This window comes from Amycolatopsis speibonae (assembly GCF_042647925.1).
GTDB lineage: Bacteria > Actinomycetota > Actinomycetes > Mycobacteriales > Pseudonocardiaceae > Amycolatopsis > Amycolatopsis speibonae.
This window is the reverse complement of the sequence record NZ_JBHRWK010000037.1, coordinates 115,156-127,383: the sequence shown is the minus strand read 5'-3', so window position 1 is coordinate 127,383 and position 12,228 is coordinate 115,156. Positions and strand designations below refer to the sequence as shown.

Below are 12,228 nucleotides of genomic sequence, written 5' to 3'. Positions count from 1 at the left end.
CACACCGGATGCGACGACCGGTGATCCACCACACCCACCCACCAAACACATGATCAACAAACACCATCAAGACCATCCAACAAACACGCCGGTGGATCCAGGCTGAACGTCCCGATTCCTCCATCGTCGACCTCGGCACTCTCTTTAAACGCCACCTTCGCCCAGGTCAGCGGCAGGTAGGCAAATACCAGTCCGCCCTGACCCGAATCGCCACTCATGACCACCCCGACCGACGCGTCACCGCGGCTTTGGCTGCCTGGGTACGTGAAGGCCCCCTTCATTGCGCCTAGCGCAGTAAAGGGGTCCTTCACGCGCCGGACCCAGGACCGACCGCAGCCAGATCCAGCAGGTACCTAAGACATCCGGGCCTCTGACCTGAACCGCCACTCACGACCGCCGCGGCCAGTGAGATCACGCCCGGTAACCTTGCGTCCATGACCGGCCCGGACACACCTGCCTCCTTCAAGCTCGCGTACGTCCCCGGCGTGACGCCCTCGAAGTGGGTCCGGATCTGGGCCGAGCGGTTGCCCGGCGTCCGGCTCGACCTCGTCCAGACGACCGCCGCCGACGCCGCCGCGCTGGTCCGGGACCGCGAGGTGGACGCCGTTCTCCTTCGCCTCCCGATCGACCGCGAGGGCCTGCACGCGATCCCGCTCTACACCGAGACGTCCGTGGTGGTCGTCCCCAAGGACCATCTGGTCGCCGCCGCGGACGAGGTCTCCGTCGACGACATCGCCGACGACGTCGTGCTGCACCCGCTCGACGACACGCTGGACTGGGACCGGCCGCCCGGGAAACCCGCGCTGGAGCGCCCCGACACCACGGCGGACGCCATCGAACTGGTCGCCGCGGGTGTCGGGCTCCTCGTCGTCCCGCAGTCCCTCGCGAGGCTGCACCACCGGCGTGACCTGACCTACCGCCCGATCTCCGGCACACCGGAGTCCGGGGTCGCGCTGTCCTGGCCGGACGACGAGACCAGCGACCTGATGGAGCAGTTCATCGGCATCGTCCGAGGGCGCACAGTCAACAGCACCCGGGGAAGGCCGCAGGCCCGGGAAAAGCCGGAAAAGAAGACACCGGCGAAGGGCAAGCGCCCCCAGCCCGGCGGCCGGAAACCGCAGGCCGGGCAGCGTGGCGCCCCCAAAGGCGGGAAGCGCCGTCGCCGCGGCTAGCTCTCGGTGCGGGTGGCCTTAAGGCGCGCTTCCTCCTTGCGGACCTCGGCCTGGGTCTCGCGCTCCCGCTTCAGCCAGTCGGGGTTGTCGGTCTTGACCGCGTCGATCTGCTCGGTGGTGAGGGCGTCGGTGATCCCGCCTCGCGCCAGGCCGCTGATGGAGATGCCCAGCTTCGCCGCGATGACCGGACGCGGGTGCGGTCCGTTGCTGCGCAGATCCCGCAGCCACTGGGGCGGTTCGGCCTGCAGAGCGTTCAGTTCGTCGCGGGAGACGACACCCTCCTGGAACTCCGCCGGGGTGGCCTCGAGGTACACGCCCAGCTTCTTCGCCGCTGTCGCGGGCTTCATCGTTTGAGGGGTTTTCTGCGACGTCATTGCATCAGGGTAACGAGCGGCTCGGGCACCGCTGATCACACCCGGTGATCAGGCTCTCCCTGGACTTCGAGGTGGTCCGGCAGCGGACGGCGTGGTTCGCGTACGCCCGCGGGGTCACCGCTTCCGGCTGTCCGGATGACCACCACGCTCCATTGGGCGCAGGCGCGTGCCCGGCGCAGGCAGCTGTGCGACGACCACGCCGTTCAGGAGCGGGTGCGGGCTGTCGGGATCGGGGCCTTGCAGCAGTAAGCCCGCATCGTGCCCGGACAGCCAGACATCGAGCGCCTGCTTCCCCACGAAGTCCGGCACCACGGCCAGGATACTCCTCAAGCGCCCTTGGCCGGGAGGGTCACGACGCTGAATCCGGCGAGCACCCCGGCCACGGCGACGGCGCCGAGAACCAGCCACGCGACCGGATGCCCGAGGTTGAGCGTCCAGTACGTCCCGACCCGCCGGTGCACCAGCAGCGCCGGATCGTCCCGGTTCAGGTAGACCATCCCGGCCGCGTACCAGTAGCGGTCGTCGTCGCGTTGTTCGTACCGGGTTTCCGGTTCGCCGTCGGCGGGGGACAGCCTGTGCCCGGCGTCGCCGGACCGGACGGAAAAGCCGATCCACGCGATGAAGGCGGCGAGAAGAGGAAGATAAGCCACGATCGTGACCGGCACCGTCGTTTCGACGACCTCCCACAGCTGGAGCGAAATGACGAGCAGTGTCGCGTTGGCGCATCCCGCGGAGACCAGCAGCAGGCTGAGCACGCCGTGCAGGTACTCCCGATAGCGCGAAGCCGACATCGACGGTCGTGCGGCGTCGATCTCCGGGCGGGCCCGTGAGATCGCGACGGTCATGAGCGACACCAGGACCACGATCAGGGCCTGCGCGAAGACCGTCGAGAAGTTCGTCGTGTCCTCGACCAGGCCGATAACCGCCGTGACGACGGCCAGCGACACCGCCGGCACCAGGAGAATCCACTGTGGACGAACCGGATCCGTGCGCAGTGAGGTATCGGTGGCGACAGCCTGCCGAGTCCCGGCGTACCAGCCGCCGTCGCGTTTCGCGGCGACGATCGATCGATGTGCCAGGCTGCCGAGCAGTGAGTACGTCACGACGAGACCGACGATGACGAGGTCGGTTCGTGCCGTCCAGCCGGAGAGAACGACGGCGCAGGCGACGACGGCACCTGCCGCGACACCCCGGTTGTAGCGACCGCGCGCGCGGGCGATGGCGGGTTCACCGGTGCGCCCGGCCGGGATCCGGACGCCGAAGGGGAGCGTCGGCCGGGCCAGCGAGGGCCCGGAGCCGAACGCGGCCGCGATGAACGCGATCAGGGCCAGGTGCAGCCACGCCGGACCGGTCATCGCCGCGCGCTCACCGCGAAGGAGTCCAGCACGGTCTCGCACCGGCTTGTCACTTCGCGCCGGCCGACGCCGAGCGCGACGGCCTCGGCGAGCAGGGTGCGCAGCCGCTCCTGCCACTCGTCCGCGTAGCCGTCCTCCGCCGGTCCGGAGACCGGGTCACGCCGGACGACGGCGCCGGTCTTGCGGTTGATCCGGATGAGGCCCTGGGTCCGCAGCAGGTCGTAGGCCTTGTTGACGGTGTGGAAGTTGATCCCGAGGTCGGCGCCGAGTTGCCGGGTGGAAGGCAGGGCGGCGCCCTCGGCCAGCCCGCCGTCGGCGATGGCTTCGACGATCCTGTCGCGGATCTGCTGGTAGATCGGAACCTCGCTGTCGAGGTCAAGAGTCAGCAACACCTGCCAAGGATATCTGCTATACACTTGCTATAACAACTACATCAGATAGCTATCAGGCAAGGGGGTCGTGATGACGAAGGTGGACATCGCCAGTGGCTGCGTGCGAGTGAGGTTCTCGTCCTGGGAGCGGCTGGCCGTGTGGCGCGACGAAGTGGTCGTGCCGGGATCGGCGATCAAGGCCGTCGAGCTCGTCGAGGCGCCGGTGGGGCAGGCGCGCGGGGGACGGGCCGGGGTGCTGGTCAGCGGAGTGCTGAAGGTGGGTTACTGGGGGCTGGGGACCGGAGTCCGCCAGCTGGTGTCGGTCCGCAGGGGAGTGCCGGCGCTGCGGATCTCGATCGATCGCGGGGTCGCCGGTCTCCCCTTCGACGAGGTGCTCGTCAGTGTGCGGAACGCCGCGGAACTCGCCGGCGTGCTCGCGTCGAGCTGTGTCTGATCGAGCAGCGTCTGATCGAGCAGTGTTTAGAGGTAGTCGAAGAACCGGTCCCACCACGACGGCGGCCGGTCCGGCGGATAGAGGGCGTCGAATCCGCTGATCCCGGTGTACTTGGTCCACAACGGGTGTTCGGAGACGGGCAGGTAGCCGAGCGCTTCCAGCTCGTCTTCGACCCGTCTTCGATCCTGTGCCGGGAAGAGTTCCCGTTCCTCGTCCTCGTCGTAGCTGCCCGGATTCCCCAGTGTCACCGCGACGAGGCCACCGAAATTGCTGATGGTGACGGTGACCTGGTCCTGTGCGGAGGTAGCGCTCGCCGGGATCACGATCCTGCCGAGATGGCTGGCGTCCTGGACGTGGCGATCGACCTCGCAGGAGCAGGCGAATCGCTGTTCGAATCGCTCGGCCAGCAGCTCGAAGCGTGCCCGGGCGGCCGGGCCGTCGAAGTCGTGCGGCACCTCCCAGTGGCCGGGTTCGTCCAGCTCTCGCAGCAGAGCCCAGGTTTGCTGTTCGTCGAGGGGCATCGTCGCCTCCCGGCCTCGGGTGGTCTAGTCCACTTATCGAACTGACCTTAGCGAGCCTCGTCCCGTGCGGACAATGGTGGGACGAATTCTGAACCGAAAAGATATCGCGGTAGCGCCAGCGCTACCCGGGATCCGGCAGCCTGCCCTCCTGATCTTCGTGCCCGATTGGACCAGTGTCGTAGGTGTTGATCCGGTCGAACAAGGAGTGCGAATGACGGTACGCAAGGGCGTTGTGGTCCTCACGGTAGCGGGGTTGATGGGCGCCGCGTGGACCACCGCCGCGGACGCGGCCCCGGCCAAGGGGGCAGAGCTCCAGAAGAGCCTCGACTCGTTGGTGCGTCAGGAGAAGTTCCCGGCCGCGCTGGCCTATGTGGCCGACAGGGGGCGCGGGACGTCGCTGGTCGCGGGGTCCTCGCGGATCGATCGCCAGGTTCCCGTCCCCCGTGACGGCGCGGTCCGGGCGGGCAGTAACACCAAGACGTTCACCGCGGTCGCGGTCCTGCAGCTGGTGGCCGAGGGCAAGGTGGAACTGGACGCACCGATCGAAAAGTACCTTCCCGGAATGGTGCGCGGGGAAGGCATCGACGCCGGCAAGATCACCATCCGGCACCTGTTGCAGCACACCAGCGGCCTGCCGAACTACACCGAACACCTCGGGCTGCGGGACTTCGAGCAGGTCCAGCACCGGTACTTCCCGAACCACGAACTGCTCGCCGCGGCCTTGAGCCACCCGGCGAAGTTCGCGCCCGGCACCAGCTGGGAGTACAGCAACACCGGCTACCTGCTGGCGGGCATGGTGATCGAGAAGGTGACCGGGCGCCCGGTCCAGGAGCAGATCACCGAACGCGTGATCAAGAAGGCGGGCCTGAAGCACACCTACTGGCCGCAGGTCGGCGACCAGACCATCCAGGGACGGCACCCGCAGGGATACGCCATCGGCAACGTCGCCACCGGCAAGGTGATCGACGCGACCGAGATGGATCCGTCGTGGGCGGGTGCCGCGGGCCAGCTGATCTCCACGCCCAGCGACCTCGGCAAGTTCACCCGTGTCCTGCTCGACGGCAAGCTGCTGCCCGCCGCGCAGCTGGCCGAGATGCGGAAGACGGTCGACGCGCCGCTGTTCCCGGGGACGAAGTACGGGCTCGGCCTGATGAGCAACCCGCTCAGCTGCGGCGGGGTGTACTGGGGACACGGCGGCGACATCGACGGATTCGAAACCCGCGGCGGCGCCACGGAAGACGGCCGCACCGTCGGACTCGCCGTGACCGCGATGCCGGGGGCCTTCGGTGACGCCGAAAAGGGCGCGAAGGCCGTCATGGCCACTGTGGACACCGCGTTCTGCAAGTGACCGACGCCGGCCCGCCCACGACAGTCGTGGGCGGGCCGGCGCTCGATCCACTGTCCTCCGGCGATCGGGCGCCGGGAGACAGCGGTCTTCACCCGGTCACGGCGCGGGATGCGGCGGACGGCAGTTCTGCCGCGGCAGCGCGTGCGAACCGTTGGTGTACACGCCGTCCGCGATCGTGTCCTCCATGATCGAGCGATGATCGGTGGGGCGGGCCCACTGGTAGCAAAGGTGCTGGGCGAAATACCCGCCAGGTGCTTCGAAGGTGTCGAAGTGGCAGACGCCGTCGGTCTCGATGCAGTAGCGGATGAACGGGATACCGCCGAAGCCGGTGCGGCCGGGCCCGAACGAGACGTAGCCGCCGAACGGCGACGGCGCCCCAGTGCCCGCCGGGAGGACCGCGCTGATCCCGCGTCCGGGCGGACCGACCGGCTGCATCGGGTCGGCGAAGATCTTCGCGCTGAACCGGGACTTGTCGACGGCCAGGTTCCCGTCGGCGATGTCGTTCAGCACCTTGTTCGCGACCAGCGCGCCCTGCGAGTAGCCGACGACGGTGAATTCCGCGCCGGGGTTCTCGTCGAAGGAGCTTTGGACGACACGACGGGCTTCTTCGTGCCCGCGTGCGACGCTCTGGTCCATCGGTGTCTGGTCGCAGTTGGGCAGTCCGGCGGCTCCCGCCGGGTAGTGGACCACCTTCTTGATCCCGCCCCGCAACCAGGCGTCGTTGTAGACGGTCGCGGCTCCGTCGCAGGTGCCGCCGATGAGGATGTAGTAGTGCGCCTGGTCGGCCGTCTCGGCCTGGGCCGTCGGCGCCACGGCGCCGGTCAGCCCGGTGGCCAGTGCGGCCGCCGCCAGGACCCCCCTGAATTTCTTCACATTCATCGTCCCTTCCGCTCGATTACGGTGCGTGTTCGAACGTTAGGGATGCGTCATGAAATTTTGATGAAACCCGCCGTCAGGCCCAACGAACTGGGCCGAACGGCGTCAGTGGGAGAGCACGTTGACCACGTGGCCGCTGGGATCGCGGACGAAGAACCGCCGGACGCCCCACTCTTCGTCGGTCAGTTCGTGCACGATCTCCGCACCGGAGGCCTTGGCCGCCGCGTACGCCGCGTCGACGTCGTCGACCTCGATCGAGGCGACCGGGACGACGGGCGCTGTTTCGTCATGGGTCATGAGGCTCAGCTGGACCTCCGGACGATCCGGGTCCGCGAGGGTCACGATCCAGCCGTGGTCCATCACCACCTCGAAGCCGAGGACCTGTACGTAGAAGGCTTTCGCCTGCTCCAGGGTCTGGGTTTCCAGGTCGGTGACCACTCTCTTGATCGACATGCGCCGATACTGGCACAGGGGTCCGACGCTTTCGGGGGAGCAGGAGCGGCGTCGCGAGCATGAGCAGCCCGGCGATGCCGACGGCGGTGCGCGGGCCGGTGAAGGCGGCGAGCAGGCCCCACAGCGCTGTCAGGGCCGCGGTGGCGAGCTTGCCCGCGATCGACCAGGCCGACAGCGTGCGCGCCGCGCGGTCGAGAGGCACCAGTTCGAGCCTGCTGGTGGCGAGCACCGGGTTGAACACGCCGATGCAGGTGATCAGCGCGAATTCGACGACGATGACCAGGAACAGCCCCGAAACGCCGGGGTGGATGAAGACCAGCCCGACAGGCCAGCAGACACGCAGCCAACCGGCGACGAAGAGGACCCTGTCCCGGCCGTACCGGGCGACCACGTTCCTGGAGAGCCTGGATCCGATCAGGCCGCCCAGGCAGGGCACGGCGAAGGCGACCGCGTACTCCCACGGGGCGAAACCGAGTTGCCCGAGCATCATGACGGCGAGCAGCGGCGCGGTCGCCATGATCAGGCCGTTGACCACGATCGTGTTGACGAACAGGGGCCGCAACAGGGGATGGGTGAGGATGAACCGCCAGCCTTCCCGCAGGTCGTGACCGGTCAGCCGAGGGCCGTCCGGTCTGGCGGGTGGCGGCTCAGAACCGCCGACGGCGCGGATCCCGAGCGCCGAGAGCAGGTAGCTCACCGCGTCGGCCGCGATCGTGATCACCGGTCCGAACAGACCGACGGCGAAACCGCCGAGCGGCGGTCCGAGTACGGTCGCCGTCCAGGTGGTCGACTCGAACCGCGCGTTCGCGACGAGCAGATCTTCCCGCGGCAGCAGCGTTTTCAGGAACGCGCCACTGGCGGCGAGGAACGTGATGTCGGCCGCGGCGACGACGACCGACACGGCCAGAAGCTGCCCGAAACCGAGCAGCCCCAGCGTGTACGCCACCGGGACGGTCAGCAGCGCCACGCAGCGGATCAGGTCCATCGCGATCATCACCGGCCGCTTGCGGCGGAACTCGACCCACGGGCCGAGCGGCAGCGCGACCACCGCGCCCACGACGAGACCGGCGGCCGCCAGCAGCGAGACCTCGGTGGTGCCCGCGCCCAGCGCCACGATGGCGATCAGGCTGAACGCGTCGAACGCGAACCTCGTGCCGAACGCGCTCGCCGCGTAAGCCGCCCAAAGCCAGCCGAATCGTCGCCCCAGCGATTTCCCGCTCACCGCGAGATCAAAGCAAGCCGGGACGCGCAAGTCGAACAACGGGTCGTTGGCGGCTCACAACCGGCGGTTGTGAGCCCCGCTCAGAGATCCCCGAGCGCGGTGACCGGCGACTCGACACAGTCCGCGACGAACCGCAGGAACCCGCCGGCGGTCCCGCCGTCGCACACCCGGTGGTCGAAAGCCAGTGTCAGCTCGCAGATCTTCCGCGCCACCAGCGCGCCGTCGACCACCCATGCCCGATCGATGATCCGGCCGATGCCGAGGATCGCCGCCTCCGGGTGGTTGATGATCGCGGCGGAGCCGTCCACCCCGAACACGCCGTAGTTGTTCACCGTGAAGGTCCCGCCGGTGAGGCCCGCCGGGCCGAGTTTCCCGTCCCTGGCCTGCGCGGTCCGCTCGCCGATCGCCGCCGAAAGCTCCCTTGTGGACAGTGAGCCCGCGTCGCGGACGACCGGGACGACGAGACCGCGGTCGGTCTGGGCCGCGAAGCCCAGGTTGATGTCCCGCAGCTGGACGATCTCGTCGCCTTCGACCCGCGAGTTCAACTCGGGGTGCTTCCGCAGGCCCGCGACGGCGAACCTGGCGACGAGGCCGAGGAGGCTCACCAGGCGATCGGGCGCCGAGGCGTTGAGCGACTTGCGCGCGGCGACGAGTTCGGTCGCGTCGACGTCGACCCAGACCGTCGCCTCGGGGATCTGCCGCCGCGAGGTCGTCAGCTTGTCGGCGACCGCCTTGCGGACCCCGGTCAGCGGGATCCGCGTCTCGCCGTCCCGCGCTTCGGGGACGGCGGTCAGGACGGCCTCGACGTCCGCGCGCCGGATGATGCCGCCCGGGCCGCTGCCCGTCAGCTTCGCCAGGTCGACCTTGTTGTCGGTGGCCATCTTGCGGACGAACGGCGAGATCACACCCGGCGCTTTCGAGGGCTTCCCGGGTGCGGTGGTGACGACGGTGCGCGTCCGGCGGCGCCTCGTCGTGGTGGTCGTGCCGTAGCCGATGAGGACGTTGCCGCTGCCTTCGCTCGCCGTGGTCACGCCGGGTTCGGCGAAGCCGGGACCGATGGTGAGCAGGGGAGCGCCGACCGGCAGCGCCTGACCGGGTTCGCCGTGCAGGCGGGTGACGACGCCGGCGAACGGCACCGGCACCTCGACCGCGGCCTTCGCGGTCTCCACCTCGACGACGGGCTGGTCGACGCCGACGGTGTCGCCTTCCGCGACGAGCCAAGTGACGATCGTGCCCTCGGTGAGTCCTTCGCCGAGGTCCGGGAGCAGGAAGTCAGGCACCGGCCACCGCCGGTTCGTCGTTCCACTGCAGCCTGGCGACGGTGTCCAGGATCCGGTCGACGTCCGGAAGCTGGTGGCGCTCGAGTTTCGGCGGCGGATAAGGGATGTCGAGCCCGGTGACCCGCAGGACGGGCGCGTGCAGCTGGTGGAAGCACTGCTCGGTGACCCGGGCGACCACCTCGGCGCCGTAGCCGCCGAACCCGGCGGCCTCGTGGACGACGACCGCGCGCCCGGTCCGGCGCACCGAAGCGGTGACGGTCTCGTCGTCGAACGGGCTCAGCGACCGGAGGTCGACCACCTCGACGTCCCAGCCTTCGGCCTTCGCGGCTTCCGCGGTCTCCAGCGCGGTGGCGACCATCGGGCCGTACGCGATCAGCGTGACGTCCTTGCCCGCACGGCGCACGACCGCGCGGTCCATCGCCGCGCCGTCGCGGGTGAAGGACACGGTTTCCTTCGACCAGTAACGGCATTTGGGTTCGAGGAAGATCACCGGATCCGGTGAGTCGATCGAGTCGCGCAGCAGGTCGTAGGCGTCCTGGGGAGTGCCGGGCGTGACGACGCGCAGTCCGGGCGTGTGGGTGTAGTAGGCCTCGCTCGAATCGCAGTGGTGCTCGACTCCGCCGATCCCGCCCGCGTAAGGGATCCGGATGACCATCGGCAGGGAGAGGGCACCGCGGGTGCGGTTGCGCAGTTTCGCGACGTGCGAGGTGATCTGTTCGAAAGCGGGGTAGGCGAAGGCGTCGAACTGCATTTCGACCACCGGGCGGAACCCGCCCATCGCCATCCCGACCGCGAAGCCGACGATGCCGGATTCCGCCAGCGGCGTGTCGAAACAGCGCTCCTCGCCGAAGTCGGCGGTGATGCCGTCGGTCACCCGGAACACGCCGCCGAGCGGGCCGACGTCCTCGCCGAAGATCAGCACACGGTCGTCGTCCTTGACCGCGTCGCGCAGGGCGGCGTTGAGCGCCTGTGCCATCGAGATCTCGGTCATCAGCCCTCCACGGCTTCCAGTTCGGCCGCGACCAGCGCGCGCTGAGCGGCCAGCTGACGGGTCGGAACGGCGTACACATGCTCGAAAAGCGACATCGGATCGGGTTCCACGTCGGCGTTCAGGGTGTCGCGCACCCCTGCCGCGAACGTCTCTGCCTCGGCGCGGAACCGCTCGATGTCCTTGTCGGACAACAGGTTCTTGGCGGTCAGGTAGGTCTCGAGGCGGCGGACCGGATCGGCCGCGCGCCACTTCTCGACCTCGGCCTGGTCGCGGTAGCGGGTGGCGTCGTCAGCGTTGGTGTGCGCGTCGATCCGGTAGGTGTGCGCCTCGACCAGGACAGGCCCGAGACCGGCGCGCGCGTGCGCGACGGCGTCGTCGAGGACCGAGAGGACCGCGAGGGCGTCGTTGCCGTCGACCTGCTCGGAGCGGACGCCGTAACCGACGCCCTTGTAAGCGAGCGCGGGCGCGGCGCTCTGCTTCTCGAACGGCACGGAGATCGCGAACCCGTTGTTCTGCACGAAGAACACCACGGGCGCCTTGAACACGGCGGCGAAGTTGAGCGCCTCGTGGAAGTCGCCTTCGCTGGTGGCGCCGTCCCCGATGAGCGCGAACGCGACGGCCTCCTCGCCGCGACGCCGCATCGCGTGCGCGAGCCCGGCCGCGTGCAGGGTCTGGGTGGCCAGCGGGGTGCACTGGGGGGCGACCCGGGTCGCGGCGGGGTCGTAGCCACAGTGCGCGTCGCCGCGAAGCAGCGTCAGGATCTCGCCCGGTTCGAGTCCGCGGGCGACCAGCGCGACCGAGTCACGGTAGGTGGGGAAGAGCCAGTCGGGTTCGGTGAGGGCCAGCGCGCTCGCGACCTGGCACGCCTCCTGGCCGGCGCTGGACGGATAGACCGCGAGACGGCCCTGTTTGGTCAGCGCGGTCGCTTGCGCGTCGAACCGGCGGCCGAGCACCATCAGCCGGTAGGCCTCGACGAGCCGATCGGACGGCGGCTCGGCGTAGCCGCCGTGCTCGTCGACGCGCGTGCCGTCCTCGGCGAGGAACCGCACCGGGACTCCGGACGGCAGCAACGCGGCGGCAGAGATCTCCCGCGACATGGCGCAGCACCACCTTTCACAGACATATGATGCTGAGATGGTGGTTTCTGGAGTCCCGGTGTTCAAGAGGCAGGCGAAATGAGCGACAAACTGTCCACAGAATCGGTTAAGCCGAGCCAACCGTCCAGTAGTGGCGTGGCTCACCGATCCGATCCGGGACGAACGGTCCTTGCCCTCGACGACATCGATCGGGCGATCCTCGCCGAACTGTCCGTGGACGGCAGGCTCGCCGTCCGCGCGCTGGCGGAACGACTGCACATCTCGCGCACCAACGCCTACGCGAGACTGGACCGGCTGATGTCCGAAGGCGTCATCACCGGCTTCGGCGCCCGGATCGACCCGCGGCGGGCCGGACTCGGGACGAGCGCGTACATCCTGATCACCGTCGAGCAGACGTCGTGGCGCACGATGTCGGCGGAGTTGCGGGAGATCCCGTTCGTCGAGCACGTGTCGCTGGTCGGCGGCGACTTCGACATCCTGCTGCTGGTGCGGACGCCGGACAACGCGTCGCTGCGGGACGTCGTCCTGGAACGGCTGCAGGCGCTGGACGGCGTGCGGTCGACCCGGACCTGGCTGATCTTCGAGGAACGGCAGGGCGCCGGCCCCCGCATTTAGTCCTCTGGACGCGCTACCCCACGCGAGCGAACGTGGCGTGAGCTGAATGGTCTATTCCACCGGACAGGTCGCTGAACAAACCTGGCTCCGCCGTTGGAA

General features: G+C 69.0%; 14 protein-coding genes and 1 pseudogene. 4 read left to right on the top strand and 11 right to left on the bottom strand.

The features are described 5' to 3' along the window. Window positions 1-434: 434 nt before the first annotated feature. A complete protein-coding gene (locus tag ACFOSH_RS24225; RefSeq protein ID WP_378241331.1) occupies window positions 435-1,172 on the top strand; it encodes a LysR family substrate-binding domain-containing protein in 738 nt (245 codons plus the stop codon). Here the strand turns inward: ACFOSH_RS24225 and ACFOSH_RS24220 are convergent. The 4 genes from ACFOSH_RS24220 to ACFOSH_RS24205 form a co-directional block, all read right to left on the bottom strand. Beyond that, on the bottom strand, window positions 1,169-1,519 hold the full coding sequence (locus tag ACFOSH_RS24220; RefSeq protein WP_378241336.1) for a DUF5997 family protein: 351 nt from the start codon (window positions 1,517-1,519) through the stop codon (window positions 1,169-1,171). The genes ACFOSH_RS24225 and ACFOSH_RS24220 overlap by 4 nt on opposite strands. Before the next feature lie 141 nt (window positions 1,520-1,660). Then, window positions 1,661-1,855: a PASTA domain-containing protein gene (locus ACFOSH_RS24215; protein WP_378241330.1), complete on the bottom strand. Its 195-nt coding sequence runs from the start codon at window positions 1,853-1,855 to the stop codon at window positions 1,661-1,663. 17 nt (window positions 1,856-1,872) lie between these two features. Next, window positions 1,873-2,901 (bottom strand): DUF1648 domain-containing protein, encoded by a 1,029-nt coding sequence (locus ACFOSH_RS24210; protein WP_378241329.1) that lies wholly within the window; start codon window positions 2,899-2,901, stop codon window positions 1,873-1,875. Further along, window positions 2,898-3,293: a GntR family transcriptional regulator gene (locus tag ACFOSH_RS24205; RefSeq protein WP_378241328.1), complete on the bottom strand. Its 396-nt coding sequence runs from the start codon at window positions 3,291-3,293 to the stop codon at window positions 2,898-2,900. The genes ACFOSH_RS24210 and ACFOSH_RS24205 overlap by 4 nt, the downstream gene beginning before the upstream one ends. Window positions 3,294-3,363: 70 nt before the next feature. Here ACFOSH_RS24205 and ACFOSH_RS24200 point away from each other — a divergent pair, with 70 nt between their 5' ends. After that, window positions 3,364-3,726: a hypothetical protein gene (locus ACFOSH_RS24200; RefSeq protein WP_378241327.1), complete on the top strand. Its 363-nt coding sequence runs from the start codon at window positions 3,364-3,366 to the stop codon at window positions 3,724-3,726. Between the two features lie 26 nt (window positions 3,727-3,752). Here ACFOSH_RS24200 and ACFOSH_RS24195 read toward each other — a convergent pair whose 3' ends face one another. Further along, on the bottom strand, window positions 3,753-4,247 hold the full coding sequence (locus ACFOSH_RS24195) for a hypothetical protein (RefSeq protein WP_378241326.1): 495 nt from the start codon (window positions 4,245-4,247) through the stop codon (window positions 3,753-3,755). Window positions 4,248-4,458: 211 nt separating this feature from the next. Here ACFOSH_RS24195 and ACFOSH_RS24190 point away from each other — a divergent pair, with 211 nt between their 5' ends. Then, window positions 4,459-5,595, top strand: a complete 1,137-nt coding sequence (locus ACFOSH_RS24190) for a serine hydrolase domain-containing protein (RefSeq protein WP_378241325.1) — start codon at window positions 4,459-4,461, stop codon at window positions 5,593-5,595. A gap of 96 nt (window positions 5,596-5,691) precedes the next feature. Here ACFOSH_RS24190 and ACFOSH_RS24185 read toward each other — a convergent pair whose 3' ends face one another. From ACFOSH_RS24185 to pdhA, 6 genes and pseudogenes are all read right to left on the bottom strand, one after another. Further along, window positions 5,692-6,474: a PE-PPE domain-containing protein gene (locus tag ACFOSH_RS24185; protein ID WP_378241324.1), complete on the bottom strand. Its 783-nt coding sequence runs from the start codon at window positions 6,472-6,474 to the stop codon at window positions 5,692-5,694. Window positions 6,475-6,576: 102 nt separating this feature from the next. Beyond that, window positions 6,577-6,849, bottom strand: a pseudogene (locus ACFOSH_RS24180) (VOC family protein); the annotation flags it as partial. After that, window positions 6,758-8,146: an MFS transporter gene (locus ACFOSH_RS24175; protein WP_378241323.1), complete on the bottom strand. Its 1,389-nt coding sequence runs from the start codon at window positions 8,144-8,146 to the stop codon at window positions 6,758-6,760. The gene ACFOSH_RS24175 and the pseudogene ACFOSH_RS24180, both read right to left, overlap by 92 nt. A gap of 80 nt (window positions 8,147-8,226) precedes the next feature. Further along, on the bottom strand, window positions 8,227-9,426 hold the full coding sequence (locus tag ACFOSH_RS24170; protein ID WP_378241322.1) for a dihydrolipoamide acetyltransferase family protein: 1,200 nt from the start codon (window positions 9,424-9,426) through the stop codon (window positions 8,227-8,229). Continuing rightward, window positions 9,419-10,417 carry an alpha-ketoacid dehydrogenase subunit beta gene (locus ACFOSH_RS24165; RefSeq protein WP_378241321.1) on the bottom strand — a complete coding sequence of 333 codons (999 nt, stop codon included), beginning with the start codon at window positions 10,415-10,417 and terminating at the stop codon, window positions 9,419-9,421. The genes ACFOSH_RS24170 and ACFOSH_RS24165 overlap by 8 nt, the downstream gene beginning before the upstream one ends. Next, window positions 10,417-11,514 (bottom strand): pyruvate dehydrogenase (acetyl-transferring) E1 component subunit alpha, encoded by a 1,098-nt coding sequence (gene pdhA / locus ACFOSH_RS24160; RefSeq protein WP_378241320.1) that lies wholly within the window; start codon window positions 11,512-11,514, stop codon window positions 10,417-10,419. Before pdhA ends, ACFOSH_RS24165 begins: the two co-directional genes overlap by 1 nt. A gap of 135 nt (window positions 11,515-11,649) precedes the next feature. On the opposite strand from pdhA, the gene ACFOSH_RS24155 reads away from it, so the two are divergent. Continuing rightward, window positions 11,650-12,129: an Lrp/AsnC family transcriptional regulator gene (locus ACFOSH_RS24155; RefSeq protein ID WP_378241319.1), complete on the top strand. Its 480-nt coding sequence runs from the start codon at window positions 11,650-11,652 to the stop codon at window positions 12,127-12,129. Window positions 12,130-12,228 lie beyond the last annotated feature (99 nt).

What these genes read in the sequence shown, in the direction of transcription:
- ACFOSH_RS24200 (WP_378241327.1), top strand. Translation starts at nt 3,364, where the DNA reads ATGACGAAGGTGGACATCGCCAGTGGCTGCGTGCGAGTGAGGTTCTCG.
- ACFOSH_RS24225 (WP_378241331.1), top strand. Translation starts at nt 435, where the DNA reads ATGACCGGCCCGGACACACCTGCCTCCTTCAAGCTCGCGTACGTCCCC.
- ACFOSH_RS24195 (WP_378241326.1), bottom strand. Translation starts at nt 4,247, where the DNA reads ATGCCCCTCGACGAACAGCAAACCTGGGCTCTGCTGCGAGAGCTGGAC.
- ACFOSH_RS24210 (WP_378241329.1), bottom strand. Translation starts at nt 2,901, where the DNA reads ATGACCGGTCCGGCGTGGCTGCACCTGGCCCTGATCGCGTTCATCGCG.
- ACFOSH_RS24220 (WP_378241336.1), bottom strand. Translation starts at nt 1,519, where the DNA reads ATGAAGCCCGCGACAGCGGCGAAGAAGCTGGGCGTGTACCTCGAGGCC.
- ACFOSH_RS24165 (WP_378241321.1), bottom strand. Translation starts at nt 10,417, where the DNA reads ATGACCGAGATCTCGATGGCACAGGCGCTCAACGCCGCCCTGCGCGAC.
- pdhA (WP_378241320.1), bottom strand. Translation starts at nt 11,514, where the DNA reads ATGTCGCGGGAGATCTCTGCCGCCGCGTTGCTGCCGTCCGGAGTCCCG.
- ACFOSH_RS24190 (WP_378241325.1), top strand. Translation starts at nt 4,459, where the DNA reads ATGACGGTACGCAAGGGCGTTGTGGTCCTCACGGTAGCGGGGTTGATG.
- ACFOSH_RS24185 (WP_378241324.1), bottom strand. Translation starts at nt 6,474, where the DNA reads ATGAATGTGAAGAAATTCAGGGGGGTCCTGGCGGCGGCCGCACTGGCC.